Consider the following 19,736-nt stretch of genomic DNA (forward strand, 5'->3'; position numbering starts at 1 on the left):
GCAGGACCTCGAGCGCACCCGTAGGCACGCAGCACGCGTTACCCGCACAGCCCCGCCGCACACTGCCCCGGAGGAGAACACCATGAGCCGCAGCGACGTCCTCGTAGACGCCGACTGGGTCGAGGCCCACCTGAACGACGCCAACGTCGTGATCGTCGAGGTGGACGAGGACACGTCCGCGTACGACAAGAACCACATCACCAACGCCGTCCGGATCGACTGGAAGAGCGACCTCCAGGACCCGGTACGCCGCGACTTCGTGGACCAGGAGGGCTTCGAGAAGCTCCTCTCCGCCAAGGGCATCTCCAACGACGACACCGTCGTCCTCTACGGCGGCAACAACAACTGGTTCGCGTCCTACGCCTACTGGTACTTCAAGCTCTACGGCCACCAGGACGTGAAGCTCCTCGACGGCGGCCGCAAGAAGTGGGAGCTCGACTCCCGCGACCTGGTCGACGGCAAGGACGTCCCGAACCGCCCGGCCACCGCGTACAAGGCCAAGGCCCAGGACACCTCCATCCGCGCCTTCCGCGACGACGTCGTGGCCGCGATCGGCTCCCTGAACCTGGTCGACGTCCGTTCGCCCGACGAGTTCTCCGGCAAGCTGCTCGCCCCGGCGCACCTGCCGCAGGAGCAGTCGCAGCGCCCCGGCCACGTGCCGAGCGCCCGCAACATCCCGTGGTCGAAGAACGCCAACGACGACGGCACCTTCAAGTCGGACGAGGAGCTGACCGCCCTCTACGAGACGGAGCAGGTCGACCTCGCCAAGGACACCATCGCCTACTGCCGCATCGGTGAGCGCTCCGCGCTCACGTGGTTCGTGCTCCACGAGCTCCTGAACCAGGAGAACGTCAAGAACTACGACGGTTCGTGGACCGAGTACGGCTCGCTGGTCGGCGTGCCGATCGAGCTCGGCCCCAACAAGTAACCAGACGAACGACCGGGCACGCGACGCCCTCGTAGTACGACCTCTCTAGGACAGGACAGAGAACATGTGTGGAGCACAGATCGGCGGGCCCGACCTCGCGACCCTCAAGCCCGGTGAGACCGCGATCCAGGGTCAGATCACCAAGGACGGCGAGCCGGTGTCCGGCTACGTCCGCCTGCTGGACTCGACCGGCGAGTTCACCGCCGAGGTCCCGACCTCGGCCACCGGCCAGTTCCGTTTCTACGCCGCCACCGGCTCCTGGACGCTGCGCGCGCTCGTCCCGGGTGCCCAGGCGGACCGTGCCGTGGTCGTCGCCGAGGCCGGCGGCGTGACGGACGTGGCGATCGCGGTCTGAGCACCGCACATGTGATCGCCTGATCGATCGGCCGAAGGGCCGCACCCCCGGGGGTTGGACGCCACTGGAACGGGGTGCGGCCCTTCGTGCCGTCCCGGTCCTACTCTGGAGGCATGTACGCCCGGCGCCGGCGCGCCTATTTCCTGCTCATGGGCGGATGCCTGGTCCTCTTCGTCTCCGCCTGGGCCTTCGTGCGCCTGTGGTCGGTCGAGGCCGCGGTGGCCATGTGCGTGGTCGCCATGGTCATCCCGCCGGTCGCGGCGATGATCGCCAACCGGCGCGGCCCGGACGACCGCTGGTGGGACGACCCCTCGGGCGATCCGAAGTCCGACGAGTGGTGGGACGAACTGGACGGAAAGCGGCGTCACGAGGATTGAAACCTCATGAGACGAGAATGTGATCTTCGTTCGTACAACTGCTCCCCGCCGGTGCGGGTCATGGGGTACGCGCGGGTAATCAACCTGCGCCTGCAGTCCTGTGGGGGGCCACTTTGGAACACGAACAGACCATTCCCGAGCAGCGGAAAGGGGAGGAGAGTGCACCGGAGTCGGACACGTCGGCCCCGCGCCGCCGGACGGGCCGCACGACCCTCCTGATCGCGGGCGCCGCCGCACTCGGAGTCCTCGCGGGGACGATCACCGGCTACGCGGTCCAGTACCACCGCGAGCCCACCCCGCTGCCGCCGCTGGCCCAGCAGGAGATGGCCGCGGCGAAGCCGCAGGCGATGACCGACGCCACGACCCGGCACTCGATCAACGCCAACCGCTGGCACAAGGCGGACGAGGAACTGGCCAAGAAGCTGCTGGACGTTCCGGGCGGAGCGAAGAGCGACTTCTCGGGCGCCGCTTCCGTGGACATGTTCGCCGTGGGGTACTACAAGGAAGCCTCCGAGGGTCTCGGCGGCCTCATCACCGACCGGGTCCGGAGCATCGCCACCGCGGACTGGTCCGAGTCCGACCGGAACTTCGTCGAGATCAACCTGCTCCAGTTCAGCGACCGCAACCAGGCCGAGGACTTCCAGCTGGGCATCGAGCACTACATGCCCACCAAGGAGTACGCGGGCAACGCGGGTCAGGAGATTCCGGGCGTGCCCGAGGAGTTCGGCCACATGTGGGTCGACTCGAAGGCCAGCGAGAAGCCCGGCTACCACCCGCTCCGCAGCGGCCGTGCCGTCGTCCGCCGCGGCGACATCGTGATGAGCATCCAGTACATGAACAACCGCGGCGAGGTCGACGAGAGCGCCCTGGTCGACCTGGCCAAGCGACAGATGGAGCGGTTGTGACCGAGCAGCAGAACGTGTCCGGCGCCGACGCCGACGCCGAGGTCAAGGCCGTGACCGGGACCGAGGCCAAGACCGCGCCCCAGGCCAAGACCGCGCCCCAGGCCGGGACCGGGACCGAGGCCGGGACCCGGACCGAGGCCGGGACCCGGACCGACGTCACGGTGGAGCAGGAGCAGCCGGTCACCGCCGCGCCCGCGCGCAAGGTGAACCGCAAGGTGGTCACCCTGGTGGCGGCGGCCGTGGGCGTCGTCGTCCTCGTGGGCGCCGGCGTCGGGGCGGCGGCCGCGCTCGCCGGAGCCGACCGGACCTCGCCGACGCGGTACTGGCTGGCCGCGGACCACACGACCAGTGGTACGGCGGCCCCGGTGCCGTCCGTGCCCCCGAACGCGCTCACCGGCAAGCTGCTGCCGATGCCCAACGACTACTGGCCCGGCCCCGACATCGACAAGGAGGGCAACTTCTACTCCCTCTCGGGCGAGCGGGCGCTGGAGAGCTTCAAGGACGCCCGCAAGGGCCTGTCCAGCAGCGAGCGCGCCGAACGGGACAAGGTGCTCGCCGACCTGAAGCTCAAGGGCCTGGCCGGGCGCAGCTACTCGCGCAAGGACGGCGTCGGCGGCGGTGTCGTCGCCGAGATCCAGCTCGTCCAGGCCGACCCCGCACAGCTCGCGAAGTTCGGTGAGTTCGCCGGGAAGCTGATCGCGCTCGCCGGTTCCGACGGCGAGGCGCCGAAGGTGGACGGCCACCCGCAGGCCAAGTGCTCGGTGAGCACCATCGTCATCGAGAAGAAGGACAAGAAGAACAAGATCGACGCCCTCGACTGCCTGGCCGTCGAAGGAGACGTCATGGTGAGTTTCCGGATGTACGGGAGCGAGGGGTTCGTGGTGAAGGACGCCGCGGGCCTGTTCAAGCAGCAACTCGACCACCTCAAGTCCCCCGGAGAGTCCGCGTGAGCGAGCAGACCACCACCGCGGCCACCGAGCCCGAGCCCGTGCCCGCGGCGACGCCCGAGCCCGCTGCGGAGGCCGCCGAGACCGTCACCGGGACGGCCGCCGAGACCGCCACCGGGACGGCATCCGAGACCGCCGCCGAGACCGTCACCGACGCGGGCGCCGAGACCGTCGAGGCCCCCGCGACCGTCGAGGCCCCCGAGGCCGTGCCGGTCCCGCCCAAGGACCGGCGCAAGCTGTTCGCCGCCCTGCGGTGGACCGCCGCCGTCGCCGTCTTCGCCGCCGTCGGCACGGGGGTCGCGTACGGGATCACGGTGCCCGAGCGCACCGACGTCCCCGGCCTGGCCACCGAGGGGGACGGCCGCTGGACGTTCCCGGCGCTGTCCCAGCCGGCCCTGCCCGCGGGTGCCCCCCTGCCCCAGGGGCCGGACAACAAGGACGGGACGCACTACGCGCCCCTCAGCGGTCTGCTGCTGCCCGCTCCCGTGGGCGCCAAGGCCGACGACGCGGTCAAGGCGGACAAGGACGGGACGGTGTCGGTCGACACCTTCCTGGAGGAGTACACGCCCGACACCCGCGAGAAGCTGAAGCGGTCCCTCGAGTGGGACGGGCTGCGGCAGATCGCCGGACGGGGCTGGACGACGGCGGACGGCACGCGTACGCACGTGTACCTGCTGCGCTTCCACTCGTCCGGCTTCGTGGACGCGTTCAAGGGCTGCGACAGCAACATGCGGCTGAACGGGGTCTCGGCCCTCGACCTGGACGACGTGTGGAGCAAGGCCAAGGGCACCCAGATGAACAGCACCACGCTGGACTTCCCGGGGGCGGCCAACTTCGACGGCACCGAGCTCAGCGTGTACCAGGAGCTGAAGCCCTTCCTCGGCGAGGAGCAGAGCAAGATCGGGTGCCTCCGGACGGGTGACGTCCTGGGCATGGTCGTCCAGACCCGCAAGGGCGAGGTGGCCCCCGTTCCGTTCCACCAGACCGTGATCCTGCAGAGTCAGCTCCTGAGCTGACCGCCGGGGGGCCGACGGGTACGGGCCGACCGGTACGGCCCACCTCACACAGTGCGCCCGACCCCGGGCCAGTAGGCTTGGGAACCGGCCCGTACCCCCCGAACGAATTCCGAGGAGCACCCCGTGCTTGAGGCAGTCTTCACCTCCCTGCTGGTCCTGGTCTGCGTCGGCGTCATGGCCTTCACCGGCCTGGCCGTCAAGAAGCTGTACCAGGGTCAGCGCTGAGCGTCCGCCCAGCAGACCGCCCCGGAACCCCTCCCACAGATCGCCTGAGCAGCCATTCATGATTCAGATCCCGTCCGACCTGAACCCGGGCCTCGTCCCCCTCGCCTTCCTCCTCGGCAACTGGGAGGGTGCGGGAGTCTTCGACTTCCCCGGTGAGGAGAAGTGCAACTTCGGCCAGGAGGTCGTCTTCAGCCACGACGGCCGGGACTTCCTGGAGTACACCTCCCGCTCCTGGGTCCTGGACGCCGAGGGCAACAAGGTGCGCCCGCTGGAGTCCGAGTCGGGCTACTGGCGCATCGACAAGGACCGCAAGGTCGAGATCGTCATGGTCCGTGACCAGGGCGTCGTCGAGGTCTGGTACGGCGAGCTCGCCGACCAGAAGCCGCAGATCGACCTGGTCACCGACGCGGTCGCCCGTACCGCGGCCTCCGGCCCGTACAGCGGCGGCAAGCGGCTCTACGGCTACGTGAAGAGCGACCTCATGTGGGTCGGCGAGAAGGCCACGCCGGACGTCGAGCTGCGTCCGTACATGTCGGCCCAGCTGAAGAAGGTCGTCACGCCCGAGGAGGTCGCCGAGATGGCGCGCAACCTCCCGGACATGCCGGACGACGGCATCGCCTTCTTCCGCTGAGTCCACAGGCTGTGCGAAAGGGGACCGCGGGATCGCCCGGGGTCCCCTTCGCGCGCATACACTGACCGGGTGGGGAGCAGCGTGGACACCGAAGGCTCTGACTGGAAGAGCGACCTGCGGCAGCGCGGATACCGGCTGACACCGCAGCGCCAGCTCGTGCTGGAAGCGGTCGACGCCCTGGAGCACGCCACCCCGGACGAGATCCTCGTCGAGGTGCGCAGGACCGCCTCCGGAGTCAACATCTCCACCGTGTACCGCACGCTGGAGCTCCTGGAGGAGCTCAAGCTGGTCTCGCACGCCCATCTCGGGCACGGGGCCCCCACCTACCACCTCGCCGACCGGCACCACCACATCCACCTGGTCTGCCGCGACTGCGCCGAGGTCATCGAGGCGGATGTGGACGTGGCCGCCGAGTTCACGGCGAAGCTCCGCACCACCTTCGGTTTCGAGACCGACATGAAGCACTTCGCGATCTTCGGTCTGTGCCGCGAGTGCGCCGCCAAGCAGCGTGCCGCTCAGCCGTAGCAGGGTCGTACGCTTGGTCCCATGACCAGCAGCCCCTTGCTCCATCTCCCCGGCGCCGTACCGGCCGAAGGCCGTGACGAGGGCGTCGCCGCCCACTACGGCGAGCTGTACGGCGAACAGCGCTCCCTCGCGGAGGGCCGCGGCTTCGTCGACCTGTCCCACCGCGGGGTCGTCACCGTCAGCGGGCCCGAGCGCCTGAGCTGGCTGCACCTGCTGCTCACCCAGCACCTCACCGAGCTGCCGGCCGGGCAGGCCACCGAGGCGCTGATCCTCTCCGCCAACGGCCACATCGAGCACGCGCTCTACCTCGTCGACGACGGCGAGACCACGTGGGCGCACGTGGAACCGGGCACCCAGGGCGAGCTGATCGCCTACCTGGAGTCCATGAAGTTCTTCTACCGAGTCGAAGTCGCCGACCGCACCGAGGAGTTCGCGGTCGTGCACCTGCCGGCCGGCGCCATCGCCGAGGTCGCCAAGGAGCACGTCGTACGGGAGACCGCGCACGGCCGGGACGTCTTCCTGCCCCGCGCCGAGCTGGAGTCCTTCGCCGCCGGGCACGGCCCGGCCGCCGGACTCCTCGCGTACGAGGCCCTGCGCGTCGAGGCGCACCGGCCGCGGCTGGGCCTGGAGACCGACCACCGGACGATCCCGCACGAGCTGGGCTGGATCGGCACGGCCGTGCACCTGCAGAAGGGCTGCTACCGCGGCCAGGAGACGGTGGCCCGCGTCCACAACCTGGGCAAGCCCCCGCGCCGCCTGGTCTTCCTGCACCTGGACGGCTCGGAGGTGCTGCTTCCGGCGCACGGCACCCCGCTGCGGCTCGCCGCGGACGGGGAGGAGGGCCGCCAGCTGGGCTTCGTGACCACCGCCGTCCGCCACCACGAGCTGGGCCCGATCGCGCTGGCACTGGTCAAGCGGAACGTGCCGGTCGACGCGCCGCTGCTGGCCGGGTCGACTGCTGCCGCCCAGGAGGTCGTCGTAGCCCCGTGAGGCGCCCTGGACGCCCTGGACGCCCTGGACGCCCTGGACGTCCGGACGTCCGGACCTCCTAGACGTCGATGACGATGGTGAACGGGCCGTGATTGGTCAGCGAGACCCGCATGTCCGCGCCGAACCGGCCCGTCGCCACCGTCGCGCCCAGCGCGCGCAGCTGCGCCACGACCTCGTCGACCAGCGGCTCGGCGACCGGGCCGGGAGCCGCCGCGTTCCAGGTGGGGCGGCGGCCCTTGCGGGCGTCGCCGTAGAGCGTGAACTGGGAGATCACCAGCAGCGGTGCGCCGTTGTCGCTGCAGGACTTCTCGCCCTCCAGGATCCGTACGGACCACAGCTTGCGCGCCAGCACCGCCGCCTTCTCCGGGGTGTCGTCGTGGGTCACCCCCACCAGCACGCACAGCCCCTCGCCGACGATCTCGCCCACGGTCGCGCCGTCCACGACGACGCTCGCGCCGTCCACCCTCTGCACCACTGCTCGCATACCACCTGTGTACCAGGCTTGCACCCGTCCGGGGCCGATCGGGTGGCGTGGGACTGCACCCGGACCACGGAGAGTGGCACGATGCACGCAGGCGGTGCGGGTGCGCCGCACCGGTCGAGGGGACGGACTCGTTCGTATGAATACTTCTGGTACCTCCGTACCTGCATCACCCGCCTCCGTCGTAGCTGCCGCGGCAAGACCACCCGCGCAGCGCACGGCCGAGACGCAGGGGCAGCCCGCCCCGGCCACCGCGCTCGGACTGCCGGAGCTGCGCGCGCTGCGCCGCGACGCGCAGCGCGACGAGGCCGATCTGAGCTATGTACGCAGACTGCTCCAGGGCCGCATCGACATCCTGCGGGCCGAGCTGGCCCGGCGGGCGGACCCGGAGGCGGCCCGGCGGACGGACCCCGAGGCGCCGGTGGTGGACCGGCTCTCGGTGATCCTCGCCGACGCACCCTCCAGCCGCAGCGCCTCCGCCCGGCACGTCACGCTGGGCACCCCGCACAGCGAGGAGTACCGGCTGCTGGCGGCGGAGATGCTGGCCGACGTGGAGCTCTCGGACCTCGGCGCCCGCACGGACGACGAGTTGCACGACGGGATGGGCCGGCTGGTGCGCTACGAGCAGCAGGTCTCGCGGCGCCGCCAGCAGCTCCAGCGCACGGTCGACGACTGCAGCGTCGAGATCACCCGCCGGTACCGGGAGGGCGAGGCGCAGGTGGACGACCTGCTGGCGTAGAAAATCGGGCGACCGGCGGCGGTCGGAAGATTAGCGTGGGCGGCTATGACTGCTGACGTCCGGCCGATCGCCGAATCCGAGCTTCCCGACTGGCTGCGCACGGTGCACACCGGTTTCCTGACCGCGAACCGCGTGACCGATGCCGATATCGCGCAGCGGGCCAAGTACAGCGACTTCTCCCGGATGCTGGGAGCGTTCGACTCCGACAGCGGACGCTGTGTGGCGGCCCTGCGCTCCTTCCCGCAGGAACTGACGGTGCCCGGCGGGGCGGCCGTCCGTACCAGCGCCGTCTCCAATGTGGGCGTGCTGCCCACCCACCGCCGCCAGGGTCTGCTGACCCGGATGATGGCCGCCGAGTTCGCCGCGGCCGCGGCGCGCGGCGACGCGCTGGCCACGCTGATCGCCGCCGAGTACCCGATCTACGGGCGCTACGGCTTCGGACCCGCCACCTCCTTCGTGGAGTGGGAGATCGACGTACCGCGCACCGGGCTGGACCGGAGGCTGTCGGCGCCCGTGGACGGCGGGCGGATCGAGCTGGTGGACGTGGAGGAACTGCGGCGGGTGGGGCCGGGGCTGCACGAGCGGCTGCGGGCGCTCACGCCCGGGGTCGTGAGCCGCGACGAGCGCTGGTGGAGCCTGGCGACGGGCCTGGAGCAGTGGTCGTACCGCCCCTACAAGGACAAGTTCCACGCCGTGTACCGGACGGCGGACGGGGAGGTGGCCGGCTTCGTCGTCTACACCGCCGACGACCAGTGGGCGGACGCGAAGGTCCCGATGAACACCGTGCGGGTCCGGGACCTGGTGGCGCTCACCCCGCAGGCGGAGCGGGCCCTGTGGCAGTTCCTGTGCTCCATCGACTGGGTGCAGAAGGTCCGCACCGGCCACCGGGCCCCCGACGACCTCTGCCCGCAGCTGCTGCCCGATCCGCGGTCGGCCCGGGTCGTCGCCGCCGTGGACTTCCTGTGGGTGCGGGTGCTGGACGTCGTACGGGCGCTGGGCGCGCGGACGTACGAGGTGCCCGGGGTGCTCGTCCTGGAGGTGACCGACGAGGGGGGCCCGGCAGCCGGCCGCTACCGGCTGGACGCGGGCGCCGGCACGTGCGAGCGGACGTCGGAGGCGGCGGACCTGCGGCTGGACGTGGCCGCGCTGGGCTCCCTGTACCTGGGCGACACGTCGGCGGCGCGGCTGGCCGCGCTGGGCCGGGTGGGCGAGGAGCGGCCGGGGGCGGTGGCACTGGCGGACGCGGTGTTCCGTACCGCGCGCCGCCCGTGGTGCCCGGACATCTTCTGATCCCGGATCCTCGATCACCGACCGAGGCCCGATGACTGATGACTGATCACTGATGACCGAGGACTGAGCAATTTGACGTCACTTGTGGAATCCCTGCGCGCCGCCGGCTGCGTCTTCGCCGAGGAGGAGGCCGAGCTCCTCACCGGGGCCGCCGCCGACGCGGATCACCTGGCGGAGCTGCTGGAGCGCCGGGTGGGCGGCGAACCGCTGGAGCACGTCGTGGGCTGGGCGGAGTTCTGCGGGCTGCGCATGGAGGTCGGCGCGGGGGCCTTCGTGCCGCGCCGGCGCACCGAGTTCCTGGTGCAGGAGGCGGTGGCGCCGGCCCGGCCCGGCGCGGTGGTGCTGGACCTGTGCTGCGGGGTCGGCGCCCTGGGCGCGGCGGTGGCCGCGCAGCTGGCCGGCGGCGTGGAGCTGCACGCGGCGGACATCGACCCGGCGGCGCTGGCGTACGCGCGGCGCAACGTGGCCCCGTACGGCGGCCGGGTGTGGGAGGGCGACCTGTACGCCGCGCTCCCGTCGTCGCTGCGCGGCCGGGTGGACGTGCTGGTGGTCAACGCCCCGTACGTGCCGACGGAGGAGATCGGCCTGATGCCGGCGGAGGCGCGGGAACACGAGCCGCTGGTTTCCCTGGACGGCGGGGCCGACGGCCTGGACATCCACCGCCGGGTGGCGGCGGGCGCCCTGCCCTGGCTGGCCCCGGGGGGCAGGCTGCTGATCGAGACGAGCGCCCGCCAGTCCCCGTCGACGGCCTCGGCGCTGGCCTCGGCGGGCCTCGCGGTCCGGGCGGTCACGTCGGAGGAGCTGTACGCGACGGTGGTGATCGGAACGGCCTGACGCGCGGCCCGCGAGATTCCTCGCGAATTTCCTCGCGCGGGCTGTCACATGTGCGGGGCGGGGCGGGTCAGTGGAGTGAAGCAGGCGGGAAACCGACCGGGGCGAGTCCGCCCCGGGGCCCGCCCGAGGGGAGCGTCAGATGTCCACCACCGCTGTTGTCCTTGCCCTGGTCGGCGCGTTCATGGTCGGGTTCTCGGCGGCCTCGGTCTTCCTCGGGGCGAAGTGGGTCGTCGAGCCGCTGGCCGCGTACGGGGTCCCGCGTACGTGGTGGACCTGGCTCGGCGTGGCGAAGGCCGCGGGGGCGGCGGGCCTGGTGGCGGGAATCTTCGTCCCGGCGATCGGCATCGCGGCGGCCGTCGGGATCACCCTCTACTTCGCGGGGGCGGTGCTCACGGTGCTCCGGGCGAAGTCCTACGCCCACGTGGCCTTTCCGCTGATCTACGCGGCCCCGGCGGCGGCCACCCTGGCCCTGGCCCTGGGCGGCTGAGCCCGGGGCGGGGTGCGGCACGGGGGTCGGAGGTCGGGGTCGGAGGTCGGGGTCGGGCGTCGGTGGGAGATGTTGCAAGCAGGGCGCTTGCAATAGTTAGCAGAGTCGGGCAGGATCACAGCATGGCATCGCTCAACGTCGGAAATCTCGGCGAGTACCTCCGTGAGCAACGGCGGCAGGCTCAGCTCTCGCTGCGCCAGCTGGCCGAGCAGGCGGGGGTGTCGAATCCGTACCTGAGCCAGATCGAGCGCGGGCTGCGCAAGCCGAGCGCGGACATCCTGCAGCAGCTGGCCAAGGCGCTGCGGATCTCCGCGGAGACGCTGTACGTGCAGGCCGGGATCCTGGATGAGCGGGACCCGGACGAGGTGGAGACGCGAGCCGTCATACTCGCCGACCCGTCCATCAACGAGCGGCAGAAGCAGGTGCTGCTCCAGATCTACGAGTCGTTCCGCAAGGAGAACGCGCTCGAAGCGCCCGCCGACGAGATGCCGTCGAAGACGAACTGAAGTTGATCCGGGAGGACCAGCAGCATGGCCATCGCCGATGACCTGAAGAAGACCCTCACCGACCCCACTCCCCTCTACTTCGCCGCGGGCACCGCCGACCTGGCCGTGCAGCAGGCCAAGAAGGTGCCCGACCTGATCGAGCAGCTGCGCGCGGAGGCCCCCGCGCGCATCGAGGCCGTGAAGAACACGGACCCGAAGGCCGTACAGGAAGCGGTCACCGCCAAGGTCGCCGAGGTGCTCGGCGCGATCGACCCGAAGAAGCTCGGGGAGACCGCCCAGGACCTGGCACTGCGCGGTGTCGGCGTGGCCGCCGAGTACGCGGTGCGCGCCAAGGAGACCTACGACAAGGTCGCCGAGCACGGCGAGCAGGCCGTGCGGAGCTGGCGCGGCGAGGTCTCCGCGGAGATCGTCGACATCGCCGTGGCCGTCGAGCCCGAGGCCGGGGCGGAGCCGGCGAAGGAGCCGGTGGCCGAGGCCGCCGCCGACGAGAAGCCCGCGGCCAAGAAGTCCCCCGCGCGCAGGACCACGGCCAAGAAGGCCGCGGTCACGGCGGACGACGCGAGCTGAAGCGCAGCCGCATGAGCGACGGCGGGCCGGGCACCCTTCAGGTGCCCGGCCCGTTGTGGTTCATGACGGCGTCCGTGCCGGTAGCGTGGAGACGGGCGGCATCCGAAGTGCGAAGAAGAAGCTGAGAAGGCGGTCGAAGCGATGTTGATGGAAGGGTTCGATCGAGGCGTGATCCCGTTCCTCGGGCTCGCCATGCTGGTGCTCGCGGTCGTGGCCTTCGTGTTCGCGCTGCTGGCGCGGGACGACGCGTACCGGGCGGCCGACAAGCAGAGCAAGACCTTCTGGCTGGTCATCCTCGGCGTCACCGTGGCCGTGGACTTCTTCCTGGGGATGCTGTTCCTGCAGATCGCCGGCCTCGTCGCGACCATCGTGTTCTTCGTCGACGTGCGCCCCGCCCTCAAGCAGGTCTCGGGCGGCGGCGGTGGCGGCCGGCGCGGCGGCAGCAGCAGTGACGGCCCGTACGGGCCCTACAACGGCGGACGGTAGCCGCCCGCCCCCGGCGGCTCAGCCCTCGGCGCGGGAGAGCAGGACCACGGCCACGTCGTCCGTGAGCTCGCCGCCGTTGAGCCGGCGGGCCTCGGTGACGGAGGCCTCCAGCAGGCCCTCACCGCTCAGGCCGCGGTCCAGGTGCCGGTTGATCATGTCGACCATCCCGTCCTGGCCCAGGCGTTCCTTGCCCTCGCCGATGCGGCCCTCGATCAGCCCGTCGGTGTAGAGCATCAGGCTCCAGCTGCCGCCCAGCTCGACCTGGCGGCGCGGCCAGCGGGCCCGGGGCAGCAGGCCGAGGGCCGGTCCGCTGTTCTCGTACGGGAGCAGCCGCGCACGGCGGCCCGGCCGGGCGATCAGCGGTGCCGGATGGCCGGCCAGGCAGAGGCCGGCGCGGCGGCCGTCCGGGGCTATGTCGACCGTGCACAGCGTCGCGAAGATCTCCTCGCAGGGCCGTTCCACCTCCAGGACCTCCTGGAGGGTGGCCAGCAGGTCGTCGCCGCAGAGGCCCGCCAGGGTCAGGGCGCGCCAGGCGATACGGAGCTCGACGCCGAGCGCGGCCTCGTCGGGGCCGTGGCCGCAGACATCGCCGATCATGGCGTGGACGGTGCCGTCGGGGGTGCGGACGGTGTCGTAGAAGTCGCCTCCGAGCAGGGCCCGGCTGCGGCCGGGGCGGTAGCGCGCGGCGAAGCGGAGGTCGGAGCCCTCCAGGAGGGGCGTGGGGAGCAGACCGCGTTCGAGGCGGGCGTTCTCCTGGGCGCGCAGTTTCGATTCTGCGAGCTTGTACTGGGCGATGTCCGCCCGTTTTCTCTCCACGGCGTAGCGGATGGCGCGGCTCAGCAGCCGGCCGTCCAGCTCGTCCCGGAAGAGGAAGTCCTGGGCGCCGACCTGGACGGCCTCGGCGGCGCGCTCGGCGTCGTCCTCGCCGGTGAGGACGAGGACGGCGTGGTGCGGGGCGAGGCGCAGCACCTGGCGGAGGGCGAGCAGCTGGTCCACGGCGGTGGCGGTGGCGGTGGCCGTGCCGGTGGCGGTGACGGTGGCCGGGGCTCCCGGCAGCCGGGCGCCGGTGTCCGGGAGGGACAGGTCCAGCAGGATGCAGTGCACGTCGGGCGTGAGCAGCCGCTCGGCCTCGGTGAGGTTGCGGGCGGTGCGGAGCCGGATGCGGTGGCCGTCCGCGTCGAGGATCTCGGGGACGGTGAGGCCGCCGGCCGGGTCGTCCTCGATGACCAGGAGGGTCAGCTGGCTCGTGTGCGGGGCCGCGGCCGGGGTCTGCGGGGCCGGGGGCTGCGTGGGGTGGGGGTGCGGGGGCTGGGCGGGCCGAGGGGTCGCCTGCGCGTCGCCCGTGCCGGTTGCGGCCGGGGCGGCGGTGTACAGAACGGCCTGACCGCTCTCCGTGGCCGGGGTGTCCCTCTGCCGCGGTACGGGTACGGGCATCGTCTCCGGTTCCTTCCCTCCCCCCGAGGGTGCGCTCGTCCGGCAGACCCTAGCGGTCCCGGCCCGGCGAACGGAATGCCGTTGTTGGTGAGCGCCTCCGGCATATGCGGCTATCGCGGGGGAAAATCGGCCTCACTGATGACAAAGGTCACGGCGGGGCCGCTTTCAGTCCCGTCCATCGAGACGTGCCGAACCCCCCGGAGGTTGCCTCCGCCCCGGACCCTGCGCCTCAAACGCCGGCGAGGCTGGATTTTCGCCCCGCCGCGCACTCTCCAGCCCCTCCGGCGTTCGAGGAGCGGGGTCCGGGGCGGAGCTCCGGTGGGGGTCCGGGCCGCGCCCGGAACGGGGCCGCACGGTACGGGACCGCCGAGCGACCCCGCAGGGGCTACGCGTCGGGGCGGACCACTGCCTTGATCGGCATCGAGCCGGCACCCGCCATCGTCACGTTCCGGCCGGGCCGCGGCGCGTGGACCATCGCGCCGTCGCCGACGTACATGCCGACGTGGCTCGCGTCGTCGAAGTAGATGATCAGGTCGCCCGGCCGCATGTCCTTCAGCGCGACCTTCGGCAGCAGCCGCAGCTGCTCCTGCGAGGTGCGCGGGATGCCCTTGCCCGCCGCGCGCCAGGCCTGCGAGGTCAGCCCGGAGCAGTCGTAGGAGTCCGGACCCACGGCGCCCCATTTGTACGGCTTGCCCATCTGGGCGGTGGCGAACTGCACGGCCAGCTTGCCGGCTTCCGTCGCCTTGCCGTTGACGTCCTTCATCGCGCCCGTCGACAGCCACGCCGTTTGCGCCTTGTACTGGGCCTCCTGCTCCAGCTGGATCAGCCGGGCCTTCTCCTCGGCCTCCAGCTTGCTCTCCAGCCCCTCCGCGGCCTTGATCTTCTCCTCGATCTGCTTCTTGGACTCCTCCGACTTGATGCGGTTGGCCTCCAGGGTGGCCCAGCGCTCGCTCGCCTCCGTGGCGTAACGCTGCAAGTCCGCCTGGGTCCGGTCCAGTTCGGAGAGCAGGCCCGAGGTGGCCTTCTCGCCCTGGCGCAGCCGGCCCGCCCCGTCGAGGAACTGGTTCGGGTCGTCGCTCAGTGCCAGCTGCGCGCCCGGCGGCATGCCGCCCGAGCGGTACTGGGCGCGAGCGGCGGCGCCCGCCCGGTTCTTCAGGGCGGCGATCCTCTCCTTGCCGGCGACGACGAGCTTGGCGATCTCGACGATCTTGTCGGACTGGGCCTTGGTCTCGGCCTCGGCGAGGTTGTAGGCGTCGGTGGCGGTGCCCGCCTGCCGGTACAGCTCCTCGATCTCCTTGCGGACCTGCTCCAGGGACTTGCCGCCGGGCTCGGGCAGTGGCGCCGCAGGGGCGGCCGGTGAGGCCGGGGCCACGGGGGCCGCCGGAGCCGCGTACGCCATGCCGGTCGCGAGGCCCGGCGCCGTCAGCACGGCCATCGTGCACAACAGTACGAGCGAGCTCGCGCCGCGTCGTCGCCTTACGGCTCTCATGGTCCCCCCAGGCACCCGAGCCAGACCTCGTATCAGATCTGACTATTCATCAGTAACTTGTCACTGCCATCGGGATGGTGCCACGAGTCGATGAATTCCGACACCCTTGTGGACGGCGTTCCGATCTTGTCCGCCCCAACGGACGCCCGTCCCCGGCCCCTCACAGCTCAACGGCTCACCCGAGCCGCCGGTTCCCCACCCCGCCGCATTCACCCCAGCGGGCGCAACGCCTCCCAGGGCAGCGTCAGTTCCCCCTGCCGCCACCTCCGCGGACCGTCCACCAGCGGCCAGTCCCCGGCGAGCGCCCGCGCCGTCCGGATCCAGCGCTGCCGCGCCCCGTAGGCCGCGTACGGGGCCGCCGCCGCCCACGCCCGGTCGAAGTCCCGCAGGAACGCGTGCACCGGCTCGCCCGGCACGTTGCGGTGGATCAGCGCCTTCGGCAGCCGCTCCGCCAGGTCCGAGGGACGCTCAAGAGAACCCAGCCGGGTCGCGAACGTCACCGTGCGCGCCCCCTCCGGCCCCAGCGCCACCCACACGTGCCGTCGCCCGATCTCGTCGCAGGTCCCCTCCACCAGCAGCCCCTCCGGGGCCAGCCGCGCGCACAGCCGCGCCCACACCTGCGCGACCTGCTCCTCGTCGTACTGGCGCAGTACGTTCGCCGCGCGGATCAGCGCCGGCCGGGTCCCGCCGTCCAGCGGCACCTCGAAGCCGCCGTGCCGGAAGCTCAGCCCCTCCCGTTCGTACGGCTTCGCCCCCGCCACCCGAGCCGGCTCGATCTCGATGCCGACCACCCGCACCCGCGGCGCCGCGTCCCGCAGCCGCGCCAGCAGCTCGACCGCAGTCCAGGGCGCGGCCCCGTAGCCGAGGTCGACCGCGACCGGAGCCTCCGCGCGCCGCAGCGCGGCACCGTGGGTGGCCGCGATCCAGCGGTCCATCCGGCGCAACCGGTTCGGATTCGTCGTCCCGCGCGTCACCGAGCCCACGGGGCGGCCGGGCGCGCGGCTGGAGGGCGGGGTACTGCGGGAGGCCATGAGCCGAGGGTAAGCGGAGGGTCCGCACACCATGAAAATCGCGACGCACCTATGGACACGAGGAAACCCGCAGGAAAACCGGGCACCCCGGAATGCGGGGGACGGCCATCCGGGTTGCACTCCTTGCAGGGCGCCTTCCGCGCTCCCGCCGTCATGCCGTCCGGCATGCCGTCCGAGCGTCGTGCGCGCGCCGTCCGAGCCGAGAGGACTGGTCCCTTGAGCCAGTACGTGTCCCGCCTCAGTGGTCGCCTCGCCGCTGCCCGTGCCACCCGGTACGAGACGCCCCGCCTGCGTCTTCCGGCCGTCGGCCACCACCGCAAGCCGCGCCGCGTGGCCATGCTCAGCGTGCACACCTCACCGCTGCACCAGCCCGGTACCGGCGACGCGGGCGGCATGAACGTCTACATCGTGGAGCTGGCCAAGCGGCTCGCCGCGATCAACATCGAGGTCGAGATCTTCACCCGGGCCACCACCGGCGGGCTGCCGCCCGTGGTCGACCTGGCCCCCGGCGTCCTCGTACGGCACGTGGACGCGGGGCCCTACGAGGGCCTCGCCAAGGAGGAGCTCCCCGCCCAGCTGTGCGCCTTCACCCACGGCGTGATGCAGGCCTGGGCCGGCCACCGCCCCGGCTACTACGACCTCGTCCACTCCCACTACTGGCTCTCCGGCCACGTGGGCTGGCTCGCCGCCGAACGCTGGGGCGTCCCCCTCGTGCACGCCATGCACACCATGGCGAAGGTCAAGAACGCGGCGCTGGCCGAGGGGGACACGCCCGAGCCCGCCGCCCGCGTCATAGGCGAGACCCAGATCGTGGCCGCCGCCGACCGGCTCATCGCGAACACCGCCGAGGAGGCCGACGAGCTCGTCCGGCACTACGAGGCCGACCCCGCCAAGGTGGCCGTCGTCCACCCCGGCGTGAACCTCGACCGCTTCACGGTCGGCGACGGCCGGGCCGCCGCCCGCGCCCGCCTCGGCCTGCCGCAGGACGCCGTCATCCCGCTGTTCGCCGGGCGGATCCAGCCGCTGAAGGCCCCCGACATCCTGCTGCGCTCCGTCGCGGTCATGGTCGACCGGGACCCCTCGCTGCGCCGCCGCCTCTTCGTCCCCGTCGTCGGCGGCCCGTCCGGCAGCGGCCTCGCCAAGCCGGAGGGCCTGCAGAAGCTCGCCGCGAAGCTCGGCATCGCCGACCTCGTGCACTTCCACCCGCCCGTCGCGCAGGACGGGCTCGCCGACTGGTTCCGGGCGGCGTCCGTGCTGGTCATGCCCTCCTACAGCGAGTCCTTCGGGCTCGTCGCCATAGAGGCCCAGGCCGCCGGCACGCCGGTGCTCGCCGCCGAGGTCGGCGGGCTGCCCGTCGCCGTCAACGACGGGGTCACGGGAATCCTCGTACCCGGGCACGACCCGGTGGACTACGCGCGCGAGCTGCGGCGCTTCGTGGACGAGCCCGGGCTCGCGGACCGGATGGGCGCGGAGGCGGCGCGGCACGCGCAGTTCTTCGGCTGGGACACCGCGGCGAGCGGCACGGCCGACGTCTACACCGCAGCCATGCATGATCATCGTCGTCGCGTACGCTCCCACCATGGCTGACACCGCCGAGATCATCGAGAGCGCGCTCACCGCCGCGGAGCTGAGCTGGGAGAGCCCCGAGAAGGGGTCCTACGTCGTCCAGCTCCCCGGCACCCGCAAGCTGAGCACCACCTGCTCGCTCAAGGTCGGCCGGCACTCGCTGTCGGTCAACGCCTTCGTGATCCGGCACCCCGACGAGAACGAGGCGGGCGTCCACCGCTGGCTGCTGGAGCGCAACCTCAAGCTGTACGGCATGGCGTACGCGGTGGACCGCCTCGGCGACATCTACCTGACGGCCCGGCTCCCGCTGTCGGTCGTCGACCCGGAGGAGCTGGACCGGCTGCTCGGCACGGTCCTGGAGGCGGCGGACGGCTCCTTCAACACCTTGCTGGAGCTGGGTTTCGCGAGCGCGATCAGGCGCGAGTACGAATGGCGGGTCTCGCGCGGCGAGCCGACCTTCAACCTCGACGCCTTCAAGCACCTCACGCGCCCGTCCTGACCCGGCGCTCTCACGCGCCGGCGGTGGCGGGAGCGGCGCCGCGGGGTCGGAGCGGTGCTCACCCCTCCGCGGCGGCCGGAGTCGGCGCGGACACCGGTGCGGGAGCACCCGCGGCCGCGGCCCCGGCCGCGCCCCCGTCACCCCCGGGAAGGTTCCGCATCAGCAGCCAGTAGCCGACCGCCGCGACCGTGCCGAGGCCGGCCGTGGTCCCCCACAGCCAGGCCGCGCCGAAGCGGTCGATGACCGTGCCCGCCAGCAGCGGGGCCACCAGCGAGGCCACCGCCCACGACAGCGTGTACACGCCCTGGTAGCGGCCGCGCCCGTGCAGCGGGGAGAGCCGGACGACCAGGCTCATCTGGGTCGGCGAGTTGATGATCTCGGCCAGGGTCCAGACGCAGACGGTCAGGGCGAGGGCCCCGACCGAGCCGCCGAAGGCCGTGAGGCCGAATCCGTACCCCGCCAGCAGCGCCGAGAGCACCAGCAGCTTCTGCGGGTCGCGGTGTTCGATGAACCGGGTGACCGGGATCTGGAGCAGCACGATCAGGATGCCGTTGACGGCGACGACCAGGCCGTAGTCGGTGGTGGAGAAGCCCGCCGACCCCATCGCCAGCGGCAGCCCGAACGCCCCCTGCATGTAGATCAGCGAGATCAGGAAGGACAGCCCGACCACGCCCATGTAGCGCCCGTCGCGCAGCACCGTGCCCAGGCCGATCTCGGCCTCGGCGGCCGTCTGCGCCGCTGCTTTCTCCGGGCGGGACTCGGGCAGCTTGACGAAGACCAGCACCGCGCAGGTCAGCGTCAGGGCCGCCTCGCCCAGGAAGCCCGCCAGGTAGCTGTGCTGTGCGATCAGGCCCGCCACCATGGAGCTGATGGCGAAGCCGAGGTTGATGGCCCAGTAGTTGAGCGCGAAGGCCCGTACGCGGTCCTCGGGGCGGACGATGTCCGCCATCATCGCGGCGACCGCCGGCCGGGAGGCGTTCGAGGTCATACCGACGAGCAGGGCCACGGCCGCGATCGCCGCCGGGTGCTCCATGAAGCCCAGCAGTGCCACCGAGAAGGCGGTCGAGGCCTGGGCGGCCAGCAGCGTGGGACGGCGCCCCAGCCGGTCGGTCATCACACCGGCGACGAGGGAGGAGATCACCCCGCCCAGTCCGTGGAGGGCGACCACGAGTCCCGCGAAGGAGGCGGAGTAGCCGCGGTCGACGGTCAGGTACAGGGTCATGAAGGTGGCGACGAAGGCCCCGAGCCGGTTCACGAGGGTGCTCGTCCAGAGCCACCAGAACGCGGGCGGCAGCCCCGAGACGCTCTCCCGGGCGGCTTGTCCGATACGGGCAGCGGACATGGAAGGTTCCCCCCGGGACATCAGTATGTAAGCGGCTCTCTTGCAGTGGGCACATTACGATTGCCGGGGATCCGAGCGCCACCCGA

General features: G+C 71.9%; 23 protein-coding genes. 18 read left to right on the plus strand and 5 right to left on the minus strand.

What is annotated here, in order from left to right:
• Window positions 1-82 precede the first annotated feature (82 nt).
• From OG373_RS21705 to OG373_RS21745, 9 genes are all read left to right on the plus strand, one after another.
• Window positions 83-928, plus strand: a complete 846-nt coding sequence (locus OG373_RS21705) for a sulfurtransferase (protein WP_397738826.1) — start codon at window positions 83-85, stop codon at window positions 926-928.
• Window positions 929-992: 64 nt separating this feature from the next.
• On the plus strand, window positions 993-1,283 hold the full coding sequence (locus tag OG373_RS21710; protein ID WP_030011783.1) for a DUF1416 domain-containing protein: 291 nt from the start codon (window positions 993-995) through the stop codon (window positions 1,281-1,283).
• Between the two features lie 113 nt (window positions 1,284-1,396).
• Entirely contained in the window at window positions 1,397-1,660 is a 264-nt protein-coding gene (locus OG373_RS21715) for a DUF3099 domain-containing protein (protein ID WP_189973161.1), read from the plus strand.
• Window positions 1,661-1,773: 113 nt separating this feature from the next.
• Entirely contained in the window at window positions 1,774-2,565 is a 792-nt protein-coding gene (locus OG373_RS21720) for a hypothetical protein (protein ID WP_405439776.1), read from the plus strand.
• On the plus strand, window positions 2,562-3,515 hold the full coding sequence (locus OG373_RS21725) for a hypothetical protein (RefSeq protein ID WP_405439777.1): 954 nt from the start codon (window positions 2,562-2,564) through the stop codon (window positions 3,513-3,515). The genes OG373_RS21720 and OG373_RS21725 overlap by 4 nt, the downstream gene beginning before the upstream one ends.
• Window positions 3,512-4,528 (plus strand): hypothetical protein, encoded by a 1,017-nt coding sequence (locus OG373_RS21730; protein ID WP_405439779.1) that lies wholly within the window; start codon window positions 3,512-3,514, stop codon window positions 4,526-4,528. The genes OG373_RS21725 and OG373_RS21730 overlap by 4 nt, the downstream gene beginning before the upstream one ends.
• Before the next feature lie 283 nt (window positions 4,529-4,811).
• Window positions 4,812-5,384 carry an FABP family protein gene (locus OG373_RS21735; protein ID WP_037924640.1) on the plus strand — a complete coding sequence of 191 codons (573 nt, stop codon included), beginning with the start codon at window positions 4,812-4,814 and terminating at the stop codon, window positions 5,382-5,384.
• 69 nt (window positions 5,385-5,453) lie between these two features.
• Window positions 5,454-5,909 (plus strand): Fur family transcriptional regulator, encoded by a 456-nt coding sequence (locus OG373_RS21740; RefSeq protein WP_397738816.1) that lies wholly within the window; start codon window positions 5,454-5,456, stop codon window positions 5,907-5,909.
• A 21-nt stretch (window positions 5,910-5,930) separates the two neighbouring features.
• Complete coding sequence (locus OG373_RS21745; RefSeq protein WP_405439782.1) at window positions 5,931-6,899, plus strand: YgfZ/GcvT domain-containing protein; 969 nt, start codon at window positions 5,931-5,933, stop codon at window positions 6,897-6,899.
• A gap of 58 nt (window positions 6,900-6,957) precedes the next feature.
• Here the strand turns inward: OG373_RS21745 and dtd are convergent, their stop codons facing one another.
• A complete protein-coding gene (gene dtd, locus OG373_RS21750; RefSeq protein ID WP_030387269.1) occupies window positions 6,958-7,383 on the minus strand; it encodes a D-aminoacyl-tRNA deacylase in 426 nt (141 codons plus the stop codon).
• Window positions 7,384-7,519: 136 nt separating this feature from the next.
• On the opposite strand from dtd, the gene OG373_RS21755 reads away from it, so the two are divergent.
• The 7 genes from OG373_RS21755 (at window position 7,520) to OG373_RS21785 (ending at window position 12,289) form a co-directional block, all read left to right on the plus strand.
• A complete protein-coding gene (locus OG373_RS21755; RefSeq protein WP_405439784.1) occupies window positions 7,520-8,119 on the plus strand; it encodes an AmfC protein in 600 nt (199 codons plus the stop codon).
• A gap of 45 nt (window positions 8,120-8,164) precedes the next feature.
• Window positions 8,165-9,409, plus strand: coding sequence for a GNAT family N-acetyltransferase (locus OG373_RS21760; RefSeq protein ID WP_405439786.1), 1,245 nt, complete (start codon window positions 8,165-8,167; stop codon window positions 9,407-9,409).
• Window positions 9,410-9,472: 63 nt separating this feature from the next.
• Window positions 9,473-10,243, plus strand: a complete 771-nt coding sequence (locus tag OG373_RS21765; RefSeq protein ID WP_405444147.1) for a putative protein N(5)-glutamine methyltransferase — start codon at window positions 9,473-9,475, stop codon at window positions 10,241-10,243.
• Window positions 10,244-10,382: 139 nt separating this feature from the next.
• Window positions 10,383-10,730 carry a DoxX family protein gene (locus OG373_RS21770; protein WP_397738806.1) on the plus strand — a complete coding sequence of 116 codons (348 nt, stop codon included), beginning with the start codon at window positions 10,383-10,385 and terminating at the stop codon, window positions 10,728-10,730.
• A 122-nt stretch (window positions 10,731-10,852) separates the two neighbouring features.
• Entirely contained in the window at window positions 10,853-11,236 is a 384-nt protein-coding gene (locus tag OG373_RS21775) for a helix-turn-helix domain-containing protein (RefSeq protein ID WP_052875667.1), read from the plus strand.
• 24 nt (window positions 11,237-11,260) lie between these two features.
• The gene (locus tag OG373_RS21780) at window positions 11,261-11,803 is read left to right on the plus strand and encodes a hypothetical protein (protein ID WP_397738804.1); all 543 of its coding nucleotides are present in this window, start codon (window positions 11,261-11,263) and stop codon (window positions 11,801-11,803) included.
• 141 nt (window positions 11,804-11,944) lie between these two features.
• On the plus strand, window positions 11,945-12,289 hold the full coding sequence (locus OG373_RS21785) for a DUF2516 family protein (protein WP_397738802.1): 345 nt from the start codon (window positions 11,945-11,947) through the stop codon (window positions 12,287-12,289).
• Window positions 12,290-12,307: 18 nt separating this feature from the next.
• On the opposite strand, the gene OG373_RS21790 is transcribed toward OG373_RS21785, so the two are convergent.
• The 3 genes from OG373_RS21790 to OG373_RS21800 form a co-directional block, all read right to left on the minus strand.
• Window positions 12,308-13,723, minus strand: coding sequence for a PP2C family protein-serine/threonine phosphatase (locus OG373_RS21790; RefSeq protein ID WP_405439789.1), 1,416 nt, complete (start codon window positions 13,721-13,723; stop codon window positions 12,308-12,310).
• Between the two features lie 385 nt (window positions 13,724-14,108).
• Window positions 14,109-15,158: an NlpC/P60 family protein gene (locus OG373_RS21795; RefSeq protein WP_405439791.1), complete on the minus strand. Its 1,050-nt coding sequence runs from the start codon at window positions 15,156-15,158 to the stop codon at window positions 14,109-14,111.
• A gap of 263 nt (window positions 15,159-15,421) precedes the next feature.
• Entirely contained in the window at window positions 15,422-16,243 is an 822-nt protein-coding gene (locus tag OG373_RS21800) for a class I SAM-dependent methyltransferase (RefSeq protein WP_405439792.1), read from the minus strand.
• 216 nt (window positions 16,244-16,459) lie between these two features.
• Between OG373_RS21800 and mshA the strand changes: the two genes are divergently transcribed.
• Entirely contained in the window at window positions 16,460-17,830 is a 1,371-nt protein-coding gene (mshA, locus tag OG373_RS21805; RefSeq protein ID WP_405439794.1) for a D-inositol-3-phosphate glycosyltransferase, read from the plus strand.
• The gene (locus tag OG373_RS21810; RefSeq protein WP_189973148.1) at window positions 17,823-18,308 is read left to right on the plus strand and encodes a YbjN domain-containing protein; all 486 of its coding nucleotides are present in this window, start codon (window positions 17,823-17,825) and stop codon (window positions 18,306-18,308) included. Before mshA ends, OG373_RS21810 begins: the two co-directional genes overlap by 8 nt.
• A 58-nt stretch (window positions 18,309-18,366) precedes the next feature.
• Here the strand turns inward: OG373_RS21810 and OG373_RS21815 are convergent, their stop codons facing one another.
• Window positions 18,367-19,650 (minus strand): MDR family MFS transporter, encoded by a 1,284-nt coding sequence (locus tag OG373_RS21815; RefSeq protein ID WP_405439796.1) that lies wholly within the window; start codon window positions 19,648-19,650, stop codon window positions 18,367-18,369.
• Window positions 19,651-19,736: the final 86 nt, after the last annotated feature.

The sequence above is a fragment of the Streptomyces avidinii genome, from assembly GCF_045161815.1.
Taxonomy (GTDB): Bacteria; Actinomycetota; Actinomycetes; order Streptomycetales; family Streptomycetaceae; genus Streptomyces; species Streptomyces avidinii.

Coding starts and splice junctions, on each gene's coding strand:
- OG373_RS21775 (WP_052875667.1), top strand. CDS start 10,853: ATGGCATCGCTCAACGTCGGAAATCTCGGCGAGTACCTCCGTGAGCAA.
- OG373_RS21795 (WP_405439791.1), bottom strand. CDS start 15,158: ATGGCCGTGCTGACGGCGCCGGGCCTCGCGACCGGCATGGCGTACGCG.
- OG373_RS21755 (WP_405439784.1), top strand. CDS start 7,520: ATGAATACTTCTGGTACCTCCGTACCTGCATCACCCGCCTCCGTCGTA.
- OG373_RS21815 (WP_405439796.1), bottom strand. CDS start 19,650: ATGTCCGCTGCCCGTATCGGACAAGCCGCCCGGGAGAGCGTCTCGGGG.
- OG373_RS21715 (WP_189973161.1), top strand. CDS start 1,397: ATGTACGCCCGGCGCCGGCGCGCCTATTTCCTGCTCATGGGCGGATGC.
- OG373_RS21760 (WP_405439786.1), top strand. CDS start 8,165: ATGACTGCTGACGTCCGGCCGATCGCCGAATCCGAGCTTCCCGACTGG.
- OG373_RS21810 (WP_189973148.1), top strand. CDS start 17,823: ATGGCTGACACCGCCGAGATCATCGAGAGCGCGCTCACCGCCGCGGAG.
- OG373_RS21800 (WP_405439792.1), bottom strand. CDS start 16,243: ATGGCCTCCCGCAGTACCCCGCCCTCCAGCCGCGCGCCCGGCCGCCCC.
- OG373_RS21790 (WP_405439789.1), bottom strand. CDS start 13,723: ATGCCCGTACCCGTACCGCGGCAGAGGGACACCCCGGCCACGGAGAGC.
- OG373_RS21735 (WP_037924640.1), top strand. CDS start 4,812: ATGATTCAGATCCCGTCCGACCTGAACCCGGGCCTCGTCCCCCTCGCC.
- OG373_RS21780 (WP_397738804.1), top strand. CDS start 11,261: ATGGCCATCGCCGATGACCTGAAGAAGACCCTCACCGACCCCACTCCC.
- OG373_RS21745 (WP_405439782.1), top strand. CDS start 5,931: ATGACCAGCAGCCCCTTGCTCCATCTCCCCGGCGCCGTACCGGCCGAA.
- OG373_RS21785 (WP_397738802.1), top strand. CDS start 11,945: ATGTTGATGGAAGGGTTCGATCGAGGCGTGATCCCGTTCCTCGGGCTC.
- OG373_RS21710 (WP_030011783.1), top strand. CDS start 993: ATGTGTGGAGCACAGATCGGCGGGCCCGACCTCGCGACCCTCAAGCCC.
- OG373_RS21770 (WP_397738806.1), top strand. CDS start 10,383: ATGTCCACCACCGCTGTTGTCCTTGCCCTGGTCGGCGCGTTCATGGTC.
- dtd (WP_030387269.1), bottom strand. CDS start 7,383: ATGCGAGCAGTGGTGCAGAGGGTGGACGGCGCGAGCGTCGTCGTGGAC.
- OG373_RS21705 (WP_397738826.1), top strand. CDS start 83: ATGAGCCGCAGCGACGTCCTCGTAGACGCCGACTGGGTCGAGGCCCAC.